We start from the raw sequence: 12,805 nt of genomic DNA on the forward strand, positions 1-12,805 counted from the left end.
AGAGACCGCGCGCGCCTCTGGGAAAGAAAGAGCAGGGAGGCAGGATGCCCGCCGACACAGCCATGAAACGCGAGGATGGCTCCACCTGGCTGGGCCAGCCGGCCCGCGCCCTCTCGCCGCTCGATGCGGAGCGTGCCCGCGCCGAAATCGCCTCTCTGTCCGAAGGCGCGGCGGACATGGGTTGCCCGAGGCTGGCCGGGCTGCTGGCCGGCGGTGGCCCGCTGGCCGGCTTTCTGGGCGCCGTTTTCGACCTGTCTTCCTATCTGCGCGACTGCGCCCGGCGCGACCCGTCCATTCTGGAGGCTTTGTTCGATGAGCCCCTTGCCGGGCGGCTGGAACGCCTCAATCGCCAGATCGCCGCGCTGCCCTTTGCCGAGGATGCGAGCGAGGCGAGCGTCATGGCCGCGTTGCGGCGCCTCAAGCGCGAGGCGCATTTCCTGATCGGTCTCGGCGAGGTGGCCGGCGAAGCGGATGCCGACACCACCGTGGCGCGGCTTTCGGCCCTGGCCGATGCGTGCGTGGGCGCGGCGGTGGACTTCCTGCTGCGCGACGCCCACCGGCAGGGCAGGCTGCGCCTGCCGGATCCCGAGCAGCCGGGCAAGGATTGCGGCTGGATCGTGCTGGCCATGGGCAAGCTGGGCGCCCGCGAGCTCAACTATTCCTCCGACATAGACCTGATCGTGCTCATCGACCCGCATGCGCCGGCCGTCCATGAGCCCGTGGAGGCCATGGACCTGTTCGTGCGTCTCACGCGGCGGCTCGTCCGCCTGCTGCAGGATCGAACGGGCGACGGCTATGTTTTCCGCACGGATCTGAGGCTGCGGCCCGATCCGGGTTCCACGCCGCTGGCGATGCCGGTGGAAGCCGCGCTCAACTACTACGAAAGCCGGGGCCAGAACTGGGAGCGCGCAGCCATGATAAAGGCCCGTCCCATTGCCGGCGACCGGCAGGCGGCGGCAGCCTTCCTGCGCGAGCTGCAACCCTATGTATGGCGCAAATATCTCGACTACGCGGCGATTGCCGACGTGCACTCCATCAAGCGCCAGATCCACGCCCATCGCGGCCATGGCGAGGTGGCGGTGGCCGGCCACAACGTCAAGCTGGGGCGCGGCGGCATTCGCGAGATCGAGTTCTTCGTCCAGACCCAGCAGCTGATCGCCGGCGGTCGCTTCCCGGAGCTGCGCGGCCGCCAGACCGTCGCCATGCTGAAGGAGCTTGCCGCGCGCGGCTGGATCACGGCGGAGGCGGGCAGGGCGCTGGTCGAGCAATACTGGTTCCTGCGCCGGGTGGAGAATGTCCTGCAGATGGTGGCGGACGAGCAGACGCACACCCTGCCCGAGGCGCCGCAGGAACTGCAACGCGTGGCGCTGCTTCTCGGCTATGGCCACACGGAGACCTTTGCCGCCGCTTTCCGCCAGGCACTGAGAACGGTGGAAAGCCACTATGCCGCCCTGTTCGAGACCGCCCCGCAGCTTTCGCGCGGCGTGGGCAACCTCGTCTTCACCGGCGATGTGGACGATCCCGGCACCTTGCAGACCCTTTCGGAGCTCGGCTTCGAGCGGCCGAGCGACATCTGCCGTGTCATCCGAGGCTGGCACTTCGGCCGCTACCGCGCCACCCAGTCGGCGGAGGCGCGCGAGCGGCTGACGGAGCTCACGCCGGCCCTGCTCGAAGCCTTCGGCGGCACGCGCCGCGCCGACGAGGCGCTCTTGCGCTTCGATCAGTTCCTGTCCGGCCTGCCGGCCGGCATCCAGCTCTTTTCGCTGCTGCAGTCGAACCCGCGCCTTCTCGCTCTGCTTGCCACCATCATGGGTGCGGCGCCGCGCCTGGCCGAGGTCATCACCCGCCGGCCCCACGTCTTCGACGGGCTGCTCGATCCTGCGCTCCTGTCGGAGCTGCCGAGCCGCGCCTATCTCGCCGAAAGGCTGGAGAGCTTTCTGGGCGCCGCGCGCGTCTATGAGGAGGTGCTCGACCGGCTGCGCATCTTCGCCGCCGAGCAGAAATTCCTGATCGGCATGCGGCTGCTCACCGGCTCCATCGACGCCGCGCGTGCCGGCGAGGCGTTTTCCGATCTCGCCGACCTGGCCATCGGTGCCGCCTTCGAGGCGGTGGAGGCGGCCTTCGCCGCCGTGCACGGCCGGGTGGCGGGCGGCCGTGCGGCCATTCTCGGCATGGGCAAGCTGGGCAGCCGGGAGCTTACCGCCGGTTCCGATGTCGATCTGATCCTGCTCTACGATCACGATCCACAGGCCGAGGAGTCCGACGGCGGCAGGCCGCTGGCCGCCTCGCACTACTATGCCCGGCTCACCCAACGGCTGATCGCCGCCGTCTCCGCTCCCACTGCCGAGGGCGTGCTCTACGAGCTTGATCTGCGCTTGCGCCCTTCCGGCAACAAGGGGCCGGTCGCCACCCATATCGACGCCTTCCGCAACTATCAGCGCAAGAACGCCTGGACCTGGGAGCACATGGCGCTGACGCGCGCGCGCCCAGTCGCCGGCGACGCGACGCTCTGCGATGAAGCGCGCGCCGAGGTGGAGGCGGTTGTCGGCCTGCCGCGCGACATGGCGGCGCTGGCAGCCGACGCGGTGAAGATGCGCGACCTCATCGAGAAGGAGAAGCCGGCCTCGGGCCCGTGGGATCTGAAGCTCATCCCCGGCGGCATCATCGACCTGGAGTTCATCGCGCAGGTCGCTTCTCTTTCAGGCCGTTGCACGGCAAGCCCGCGCCCCACCGCCACCGGCGCGGTGCTGGCCTCCCTCTCGCCGGATTTCGCGGATGCGCAAACGCGCGAAGAGCTTGCCAGGGCGCACGGCCTCTACATGACGCTCACCCAGTCGATCCGGCTGTGCCTGACCGGCCCCTTCGATCCGCAGGATGTGCCGCCCGGCCTTGCCGACATCCTTCTGCGCGGTGTCGATCTGCCGGATCTTTCCGTGCTCGAAGCGCACATCGCGGAGACCGCACGGCGGGTGCGCGGCCATTTCGACCGGCTTCTGCGCGACCGCGGCTAGACCGGTTCATCGTTTCAATGAAGCGCTGATCCGGTCCATCTATTTGTTCTTGCCGCATTTGTGCGACGCCAGATGATTCCATCTGGCTGCAAAATGCTGTAGAGCCGCAGGCCCGCCGCCTCACGCCCCGCCGCGCAGCTCCCGCAACATCGCCCGGTAATGCCCGGAAGCCCGCCCCTCGTCCAGCGGCCTCCTCTCAGGCCGCCTTGGCCTCGTTGCGCAGGGGGATGCGTACGCACACGATGGTGCCGACGCCTTCCCTGGAGCGGATTTTCAGCGCCCCGCCATGCAGCTCGGTGAGTGAGCGGGAGATGGCCAGCCCCAGGCCGGAGCCGGTGTGGCTCTTGGAAAACTGGTTTTCCACCTGCTCGAAGGGGCGGCCGAGCTTCTTCAGCGCCTCGCGCGGGATGCCGCAGCCGGTGTCCTCGATGGCGAGCGTGACCGCATTGGCGACCCTGCGGGCGCGCACCGTCACCTTGCCGCCCTGGCCGGTGAACTTCACCGCATTGGACAGCAGGTTGATGACGATCTGCTTGATGGCGCGGCGGTCGGCCACCATGGACAGCGTTTCCGGAATCTCCGTCTCCACCTCGATGTCCTTCTTCGCCGCCTGCAGCGCCACCACCCGCACCGTCTCGCGGATGAGCGGGCCGAGGTCGACGCTCTCGCGGTTGATGGAGAACTGGCCCGCCTCGATCTTCGACATGTCGAGAATGTCGTTGATGACGCCCAGAAGATAGGTGCCGGCAGCATAGATGTCGCCGACATATTCCTCGTAACGGTCCGAGCCCAGCGGTCCGAACAGCCCCTTCTGCATGAGTTCGGAGAAGCCGATGATGGCGTTGAGCGGCGTCCTCAGCTCATGCGACATGTTGGCCAGGAACTCGGACTTGGCCCGGTTTGCCGCCTCGGCGCGCTCGGTCTCGCGCATGTACTTGCGATTGAGCTCGACGAGCTCGCGCGAGCGCTCCTGCTCGGCGCGGCGGGCCAGCGAGAGGTCGTGAATGGTGGCCATCAGCCGGCGCTCGCTTTCCACCAGCTTCTGCTGGTGCTGCTTGAGCTGGGTGATGTCGGTGCCCACCGACACCGTGCCCCCGTCGCGCGTCTTCAGCTCCGTCACCTGCAGCCAGCGCCCGTCGGCGAGCTGGCGCTCGTAGGTCGCGCCCATGCCGGGGTTGGCCTGGCTCATCAGCCGCCGCTCGGAGCGGATGGCGTTCATGCGCGCCTCGATATCGCGGCGGTGGGCACCGGGCACGATCTCGTGCGGCGCCAGGCCCGTATCCTGCTGGTACTTTGTGTTGCACATGACCAGCCGCTCGGAAGAATCCCAAAGCACGAAGGACTCGGTGATGTTCTCGATCGCCGTGCGCAGGCGCTGGTCGGCGACCTCCGTCTGCTGCACCAGCGTGCGCTGTTCGGTGATATCCACGGCAATGCCGATCAGGTGGATGTCGGCGGCCTCCGGGTCCACCACCTGGGCGCGCGCGCGCACCCAGATCCAGCGCCCGTCGGCATGGCGCATGCGGAAGACCTGGTCGATCTGGTCGATCTCGCGCGCCACGATCTGGTTTGCCAGCGCGAAGAGATCGCCATCCTCGGGGTGGATGATGCCGGCCACCTCCCCGAAGGACAGCATCACGTCCTCCCCCTGATAGCCCAGCATCTCGTACATGGAGCGCGACCAGTACATCTTGCCGCGCGAAAGGTCCCAGTCCCACAGGCCGCATTTGCCGCGCACCAGCGCCAGGTCGATGCGCTGATGCGCTTCAAGATAGATGCGGTCGGCCGCCTGGGCCCGCGCGGCCTGGCTGAAATAGGCGTAGAGAATGGCCATCAGCACCCCCGCCGTCAGCGCGAAAAGCGTGACGTTGAGAGAGGCGGAGCGCCGCCACCCGGCGAAGACGGCCTCCCGGTCGGCCAGCACCACCGCCGCCCCGCCGCCATCGGCCAGGAGGTCCACCGCCGCCAGCCAGTCGCGCCCGTCGAGGCGCACCTCGTGCACGCCCGCCCGCTGGCCGAACAGGAACAGCGGCTGCCCGCCGGTCACGAAGGTATCCATCGGCCGCCCAGCCATCCGCTGCCCGCTGGGCGAGACGGCGGTGACAATGAACTGGCTGTCGGTCACCGCCAGGATCCACTCGTGGCCGAGGCCGGCCTGGCGCGCCACCTGCTCGATGAGCAGACCCGCCTCGTGCGGGCGCTGTGCCTCTTCCGCCCCGACAAGCCGCATCGCCTGCGCCAGATTGCCCGCCGCCATGGCAAGCAGGGTCTTCGTGTCGCGCTCGATGTCCTCGCGCCAGGTCATGAGCGAAAGGAAGCGCGCCGAGGCCACCACCAGCAGAAAGACGAGGACGAGCAGCGGGATCGAACGGCGCAGATAGGGCTCGATGGCCAGCAGCCGCTCATAGGCGGGGGCGGCAATGATCTTGGCATTGCCGGCCACGCCCATGCCACCGCCGCTGCCGCGACGCCTGAAAAACCTTAAAAAAAGGCCCCCCGCGGGCATGGCCCACGCGTCCGCCTTCGCCATCCGAAGGGCTCCCTTGCCTGGTTTTGTGCTTGACCGATCCGCCAACCCCTACGCGCGAATCATCCATAAGGAATCAGAGGCGATTCGCCTTGTCCAGAGGGCAGGGAAAGATTTGAAGAAGCGCCCGCCTCTCAGGCCAGCGTGCGCTCCACGATGTCGCGCAGGTCGCGCGAAAGCTGCTTCTGGCCGGCAATGGCGGCCAGCGCCTTGCGCGCCTCCTCCCGCCGGCCGGGTTCCAGGGAGCGCCAGGCGCGGAAGGAGACCGCCAGCCGCGCCGCCACCTGCGGGTTGTGGGCCTCCACCGCCAGCACCGTGTCGGCCACGAAACGGTAGCCCTCGCCGTCGGCGCGGTGAAAGCCGGTCTGATTGAAGGAGGCGAAGGCTCCGATCAGCGCCCGCACCCGGTTGGGATTGGTGAGCGAGAAGGCCGGATGCGCCATCAGCGCCCGCACCCGATCGACCGTCCCCTGGCCGGGCACCGTCGCCTGCACGGTAAACCACTTGTCGAGCACCAGCGGGTTGTCGCGATAGCGCGCCTCGAAGGCGGCAAGGGCGGCCCGCGTCTGCTCGCTTTCGGGGAACTGGTGCGCCAGCACGGCGAGCGCCGCCGCCCGCTCCGTCATGTTGTCCGCCGCCTGGAACTGGCGCGCCGCCAGCTCCGGCCCGCCGGCGGCGGCCAGATAGTCGAGCAGCACGTTGCGCAGCGCCCGCCGCCCGGCGCTTTCCGCGTCGGGGCTGAAGCGGCCGTGCTGCTGAAGCGCCGCATGGATTTCCGCGAACGTCGCCTGCCCCTGCCGCCCGATCGCCGTGCGCAGCGCGTCGCGGGCCGCGGCGATGGCATCCGGGTCGATGTTGGTGCCCATCTCGCGCGCCACGTCGGATTCGCCGGGCAGGGTGAGCGCCAGCGCGCGATAGGCCGCTTCCAGGCTTTCGTCCGCCGCAATCTCGGCGGGCATCGACAGGAGATCGGCCTCGAACTCCGCTGCCTTGCCGCCGCGAATGCGTGCAGCCGCCTCGATCGCCGCTTCGGTGAACAGGGTGTTGAGCGCTTCCCAGCGCGAGAACAGGTCGCTGTCGTGGCGGGCCAGAAACAGCCGGTCGCTGCGCGGCTGCTCCACCGACAGCGTCACCGGCGCCGAGAAGCCCCGGTTGAGAGAGACGACCGGGCGCGCCCGCACGCCGGTGAAACGCACGCTGTGGCGGCGCTTGCGCAGGTGGATGACGCCGTCCTCCACCTCCGCGCCCTCGGCGCTCTGATAGGTCATGTCGCGCCCGTCTGGCCCCACCAGGCCGAAGGCGAGGGGGATGTGCATCAGCCGCTTTCGCGCCTCGGAGGGCGTGGGTGGCACCGATTGCTCGATGTCCATCACGAACTCGCCGCTTTCCGCGTCGTGACGGGTGCTGACGGCCAGGTGCGGCGTGCCCGCCTGATGATACCACAGCGCGAATTGCGCCAGATCCTTGCCGGAGGCTTCCTCGAAACAGGCCAGGAAATCCTCGATGGTGACGGCCTGGCCGTCATGGCGGTCGAAGTAGAGGTCCATGCCGGCGCGGAACGCATCCTCCCCCAGCACGGTGCGGATCATGCGCACCACCTCCGAGCCCTTCTCGTAGACGGTGGCGGTGTAGAAGTTGTTGATCTCGCGATAGCGGCGCGGGCGCACCGGATGCGCCAGCGGTCCCTGGTCCTCGGGAAACTGGTGCGCCCTCAGCGTGCGCACCTCGGCAATGCGCTTCACAGGGCGCGAGCGCTGGTCGGCGGAGAACTCGTGGTCGCGGAAGACCGTCAGCCCTTCCTTCAGGCAAAGCTGGAACCAGTCGCGGCAAGTGATTCTGTTTCCAGTCCAATTGTGGAAGTACTCATGTGCGATGATTGCCTCGATATTGGCGAAGTCCGTATCGGTCGCCGTGTCCGGGTCGGCCAGCACATATTTGTCGTTGAAGATGTTGAGCCCCTTGTTCTCCATCGCCCCCATGTTGAAGTCGGAGACGGCGACGATGTTGAACACGTTGAGGTCGTACTCGCGCCCGAAGCGCTCCTCGTCCCAGCGCATGGCGCGTTTCAGCGCGTCCATGGCATAGGCGGCGCGCTCTTCCTTGCCATGCTCGACATAGATGGCAAGCGCCACCGTGCGGCCGGAGGCCGTCACGAAGCGGTCGCGCACGGCGCTCAGGTCTCCCGCCACCAGCGCGAAGAGGTAGGACGGCTTGGGGAAGGGGTCGTGCCACACGGCATAGTGCCAGCCCTCACCCAGGTCGCCGCTTTCCACCGGGTTTCCGTTGGAAAGCAGAAGCGGTGCCTCCTCCCGCCGCGCCTCGATGCGCACGCGGTAGACGCTGAGGATGTCCGGCCGGTCGAGGAAATAGGTGATGCGGCGGAAGCCTTCCGCCTCGCACTGCGTGCAATAGACGCCGTTCGACAGGTACAGGCCCATCAGCGCCTTGTTGTCGGCCGGCGCCAGGCGCGTGACGATGGTCAGCGTGAAGCGTTCCCGCTGCGGCGGCCTGGTGATCTTCAGGCTGTCGGGCGTCGCTTCGTAGGCGTCGGGGGCGGCGGGCGCGCCATCGATCTCCAGCGCCTCCAGCACCAGCCCGTCGCCATCGAGCAGCAGCGGCGTTTGCGGGGTCGCGTCCGCGCGCCGCTCCACCTGGAGCCTCGCCGTCACGCGCGTCTCCTCCGCGGTGAGCCGGAAGGTCATCTCCAGCTCGGGAATGCGGTAGTCGCTCGCTCGGTAATCCTCAAGGCGGAACACCTGGCCCGTGTCGGTGCGCATGTCTTGCTCCCCTGCCGGCCGTGGCACTGCGCGCCGACTGGCCCAACAAAATCTCCGCTGGCTCTTTACACGATGCCGCCCGTCGACAAAACTGTCTGCCAGCACAATGTCTCCAAAAGTTTCCACCTCACCGCAAGGGATACCGGCATGACGGTTCTCACACCGAAATTCGGCATGGGCGCATCGGTCCTGCGCAAGGAAGACCGAACCTTCATCACCGGCAGGGGCCGCTATACCGATGACATTGCGCCTGAGGGCACGCTGCACGGCTATGTGCTGCGTGCGCCGGTGGCGAATGCGAAGTTCACCATCGCCTCGGTCGAGGAGGCGCGTGCCGCCCCCGGTGTACATCTCGTGCTGACGGGTGCCGATCTCGGTCATCTGGGCGACCTCAGGTCGGGCGCCATGCCGGAGCAGCCGGACGGCACGGTGGCGCCGACGCGCGATATTCCCATCCTGTGCCGCGACCGCGTGCACCATGTTGGCGATGCGGTGGCCTTCGTCGTGGCCGACAGCCGCGCGGCGGCGCAGGATGCCGCCGAGCTGATCGAGGTCGATTACGAGGACGAGCCGGCGGTGGTCAGCACCGCCGAGGCGCTTGCGCAGGATGCGCCCCTGGTCTGGCCCGAGCTCGGCTCCAACCTCGCCTTCCTCTATCATCTGGGCGATGAGGAGAAGACGAAGGTCGCCTTCGAGAAGGCCGACCGTGTGGTGAAGATCGCCTTCGTCAACAACCGCCTGGTCGCCAACTACATGGAGCCGCGCGCAGCAATTGCCGAGTGGCGCGCGGACGAGGACCGCTTCGTCCTCACCACCGGCTCCCAGGGCGTGCACATGATGCAGGCTGTGCTGGCCGATCAGGTCTTCAGGATCGACAGGAAGAAGCTGCGCGTCATCACGCCCGATGTCGGCGGCGGCTTCGGCACCAAGGCTTTCACCTATCGCGAATACGCGCTGGTGATGGAGGCGGCCAGGCGTCTGGGCCGTCCGGTCAAGTGGAACGGCGACCGTGGCGAGCATTTCCTGACCGACAGCCAGGGGCGCGACAATGTGGTGACCGCCGAGATGGCGCTCGACGGGAGCGGCCGCTTCCTTGGCCTGCGCATCGAGCTTCTGGCCAATATGGGCGCCTATATCCACCAGTTCGGCCCCTATATTCCGACCGGCGGCGTGACCATGTCGACGGGCGTCTACGACATTCAGGCGCTCAGCGCCACGGTGAAGGGCGTCTACACCAACACCTGCCCGGTCGATGCCTATCGCGGGGCGGGGCGGCCGGAGGCGGCGCTGCTGATCGAGAAGCTGGTGGATGAATGCGCGCGCCAGATGGGCATGCCGCGCGAGGAGATCCGGCGCCTGAACTTCATCAGGCCGGAGCAGTTTCCCTACCGCACGCCGGGCGGTCGCCTCTACGACCGCTGCGAGCTCGACGGCCACATGACGCTGGCCATGGAGCGCGCAGGCTGGGCGAGCTTCGAGGAGCGACTGGAGGAATCGCGGAAGCGCGGCCTGATCCGCGGCATCGGCATGGCCACCTATATCGAGGCATGCGCCTTTCCCGGTTCCGAGCCTGCGCATCTGACGCTCAATGGCGACGGCACGGTCACCCTCGCCATCGGCACCCAGTCCAATGGCCAGGGCCATGCCACGGCCTATGCCCAGTTCGTCGCCGAGAAGCTGAACATCGACATCGACAGGGTGCACGTTCACCAGGGCGACACGGACGAGTTGGAGTCGGGCGGCGGCACCGGCGGCTCGCGCTCCATTCCCATAGGCGGCGTGTCGGCGGCGCGCGCCGGCGAGAACCTGGCGGAGAAGATCAGGAAGATCGCGGCGGAGGAGCTGGAGGCTGCGCCGGCCGACATCGAACTGGTGGACGGCGTGGCGCGCATCGTCGGCACCGACCGCTCGCTGGACTTTGCGGCCATCGCCAAGGCGGCGAAGAACCCGGACGACCTGAAAGGCATCGGCGATTTCCGTCAGGAGGAGCCCACCTATCCCAACGGCACCCACATCTGCGAGGTGGAGATCGACCCGCAGACCGGCCGCACGGAGATCGTTGCCTATACGGTGGTCGACGATTTCGGCGCCACGGCCAATCCCGTCCTGCTTGCCGGGCAGGTCCATGGCGGCATCGCGCAGGGGGTGGGCCAGGCGCTGACGGAAGAGGCGATCTATTCCGAGGACGGGCAGCTCATCACCGCCAGTTTCATGGACTACGCCATGCCGCGTGCCGATCTGCTTCCCTTCATCCATTTCGAGACGCGCAACGTGCCCTCCACCACCAATGCACTGGGCATGAAGGGGGCGGGCGAGGCCGGCACCGTGGGCGCCACGCCCGCCGTTCTCAACGCCGTCACCGATGCGCTCTATCGCGCCTATGGCATCTCGCACATCGAGATGCCCACCACGCCGTCGCGCGTGTGGCAGGCGATTGCCGAGGCTCAGGGCGACCGGTGAGCAGCCTGGCGAAAGAGGACGAAGAAGGCTCCCGGCCGGTGCCCGCGCGCCGGCCGGAAGGATGACGGGCCATGGCCGTTGCGGCGAGCGATCTTGCCACGCAGGGAAGGCCGCTTTTCGGCATTGCGCTCAAGATCGTCTCGGTGGCTATCTTCGTCGCCATGTCTTCGCTCATCAAGGCGGCCGGCCCCGTGCCCCCGGGGCAGATCGTCTTCTTCCGTTCCTTTTTCGCCATTTTTCCCATCCTTCTGATGCTCGCCTGGCGGCGGGAGCTGGCGTCGGCCTTCCACACCGCGCGCCCCGTCAGCCACGTCATGCGCGGCCTGGTGGGGGTTACGGCCATGGGGCTCACCTTCTTCGGCCTCACGCGCCTGCCCCTGCCCGATGCCATCACGCTCAACTATGCCCAGCCGCTGCTGGTCGTCGTCTTCAGCGCGCTGTTCATGGGCGAGGTGGTGCGCCTCTATCGGTGGAGCGCGGTGTTGGTGGGCTTCGTGGGCGTGGTCATCATCGCCTGGCCCAAGCTTTCCCTGCTCACGGGCGCCGCCGGCCTTGAGGCGGCGCAGGCGGTGGGCGTCATCGCCGTTTTGTGCGGCGCGGCGGCGTCTGCCGTCGCCATGCTTCTGGTGCGCCGCCTGGTGCAGACGGAGAAGACGGCCACCATCGTGCTGTGGTTTTCCGTCACGGCGACGGTCGTCTCCCTGTTCACCATACCCTTCGGCTGGGCCTCGCTCAGCGTCTGGCAGTATGCGGCGCTGGTGGGAGCGGGCATCTGCGGCGGCACGGCGCAGATCCTCATGACCCAGTGCTACCGCTATGCGGAGCTGTCCACCATCGCTCCCTTCGAATACACCTCCATGGTGCTGGCTATCGTCGTGGGCTATTTCGCCTTCGGCGATCTGCCCACTCTCTACACGCTGGTGGGCGGCCTCATCGTCGTCGGCGCCGGCCTCTTCATCATCTGGCGCGAACGCCAGCTCGGCCTCCAACGCTCCGCCGCCCGCCGCTTCGTTCCCCCAGGTGGATGATGCAGAGATGGTGAATGGTGAATGGCAAAATGGTGAATGGCGCTTTCACCATTGACAGAAAATCCATAAAATCCTTCACTATTCACTATTCCTCCAGCTTAATCCTGATCGCGAGAAAGTCCCGCCATGCCAGCTTCTTGTGCGCCGGGTTGCGCAGCAGATAGGCGGGGTGCAGCGTCGGCATGGTCGGAATCTGCTGGCCGCCGGCGGTGGTGTGCACGGCCCAGGTGCCGCGCAGGCGCATGATGCCCTCCCGCGTGTTGAGCAGGAGCTTGGTGGAGGGGTTGCCCAGCGTCACCAGCACCCTGGGGCGCACGAGCTCGATATGCCGCTCGATGAAGGGGCGACAGATTTCCGTCTCCAGGGGCGAGGGGTCGCGGTTGCCGGGCGGGCGCCAGGGAATGACGTTGGAGATGTAGGCCGAGCTGCGGTCCCGGCCGATCGCCGCCAGCATGCGGTCGAGCAGCTTGCCCGAACGGCCCACGAAGGGCAGGCCCTGCAAATCCTCCTCGCGCCCCGGCGCCTCGCCCACCAGCATCAGCTCGGCCTCGGGGTTGCCATCGGCGAACACCAGGTTCTTGGCGGTGTGCTTCAGGTTGCAGCCATCGAAATCGGCCAGGATCGCCTTCAACTCCTCGATGGAGCCCGCCTCGCGCGCCAGCGCCCGTGCGCGCGCCGCCTGCGCCTCGTCGGGCACGGCGGCAGGCGGTGCCGGCCGGGGCGGGGCGGGCTCTGCCGCCCTGCGCGGCGCGGGGGCGGGCGCCGCTCGTTCCAGCGGGTCTTCGCTCTGCGGCCGGGAAAGATGGTCCCGCGCCTCCTCCTCCAGCGCCTCGTCGGCGCCGGCATCGGCATAGAAGGAGAGAATGTCGCGCAGCATTCTGGGGTCGCGGATGGCCGTCATGGCGCCAATGTCGTTCGCCGCGCCGCGCAATGCAAGAGAAGAACACAGCCGGGGACGGACGGAATTTCGTGCTTTGCCGCAGTCCCGCCGGGCGGCTATTC

The 12,805-nt window shown here is 67.8% G+C and carries 6 protein-coding genes; 3 read left to right on the plus strand and 3 right to left on the minus strand.

Annotated elements, in window-relative coordinates:
• The first annotated feature begins 44 nt into the window (after positions 1 to 44).
• On the plus strand, positions 45 to 3,011 hold the full coding sequence (locus NYR58_RS14830) for a bifunctional [glutamine synthetase] adenylyltransferase/[glutamine synthetase]-adenylyl-L-tyrosine phosphorylase (protein WP_261521775.1): 2,967 nt from the start codon (positions 45 to 47) through the stop codon (positions 3,009 to 3,011).
• Positions 3,012 to 3,207: 196 nt separating this feature from the next.
• Here the strand turns inward: NYR58_RS14830 and NYR58_RS14835 are convergent, their stop codons facing one another.
• On the minus strand, positions 3,208 to 5,541 hold the full coding sequence (locus tag NYR58_RS14835) for a PAS domain-containing sensor histidine kinase (protein WP_261521776.1): 2,334 nt from the start codon (positions 5,539 to 5,541) through the stop codon (positions 3,208 to 3,210).
• Positions 5,542 to 5,672: 131 nt separating this feature from the next.
• A complete protein-coding gene (gene pepN / locus NYR58_RS14840; RefSeq protein ID WP_261521780.1) occupies positions 5,673 to 8,315 on the minus strand; it encodes an aminopeptidase N in 2,643 nt (880 codons plus the stop codon).
• Positions 8,316 to 8,462: 147 nt separating this feature from the next.
• Between pepN and NYR58_RS14845 the strand changes: the two genes are divergently transcribed.
• The gene (locus NYR58_RS14845) at positions 8,463 to 10,775 is read left to right on the plus strand and encodes a xanthine dehydrogenase family protein molybdopterin-binding subunit (protein ID WP_261521781.1); all 2,313 of its coding nucleotides are present in this window, start codon (positions 8,463 to 8,465) and stop codon (positions 10,773 to 10,775) included.
• A 71-nt stretch (positions 10,776 to 10,846) separates the two neighbouring features.
• A complete protein-coding gene (locus NYR58_RS14850) occupies positions 10,847 to 11,803 on the plus strand; it encodes a DMT family transporter (RefSeq protein ID WP_261521782.1) in 957 nt (318 codons plus the stop codon).
• 85 nt (positions 11,804 to 11,888) lie between these two features.
• On the opposite strand, the gene NYR58_RS14855 is transcribed toward NYR58_RS14850, so the two are convergent.
• Positions 11,889 to 12,704, minus strand: a complete 816-nt coding sequence (locus tag NYR58_RS14855; RefSeq protein ID WP_261521783.1) for a uracil-DNA glycosylase — start codon at positions 12,702 to 12,704, stop codon at positions 11,889 to 11,891.
• Between the last annotated feature and the right edge of the window lie 101 nt (positions 12,705 to 12,805).

Origin of the sequence: Chelativorans intermedius (genome assembly GCF_025398255.1) — a bacterium.
GTDB lineage: Bacteria > Pseudomonadota > Alphaproteobacteria > Rhizobiales > Rhizobiaceae > Chelativorans > Chelativorans intermedius.

What these genes read in the sequence shown, in the direction of transcription:
- NYR58_RS14835 (WP_261521776.1), bottom strand. Translation starts at nt 5,541, where the DNA reads ATGGCGAAGGCGGACGCGTGGGCCATGCCCGCGGGGGGCCTTTTTTTA.
- NYR58_RS14845 (WP_261521781.1), top strand. Translation starts at nt 8,463, where the DNA reads ATGACGGTTCTCACACCGAAATTCGGCATGGGCGCATCGGTCCTGCGC.
- NYR58_RS14850 (WP_261521782.1), top strand. Translation starts at nt 10,847, where the DNA reads ATGGCCGTTGCGGCGAGCGATCTTGCCACGCAGGGAAGGCCGCTTTTC.
- NYR58_RS14855 (WP_261521783.1), bottom strand. Translation starts at nt 12,704, where the DNA reads ATGACGGCCATCCGCGACCCCAGAATGCTGCGCGACATTCTCTCCTTC.
- NYR58_RS14830 (WP_261521775.1), top strand. Translation starts at nt 45, where the DNA reads ATGCCCGCCGACACAGCCATGAAACGCGAGGATGGCTCCACCTGGCTG.
- pepN (WP_261521780.1), bottom strand. Translation starts at nt 8,315, where the DNA reads ATGCGCACCGACACGGGCCAGGTGTTCCGCCTTGAGGATTACCGAGCG.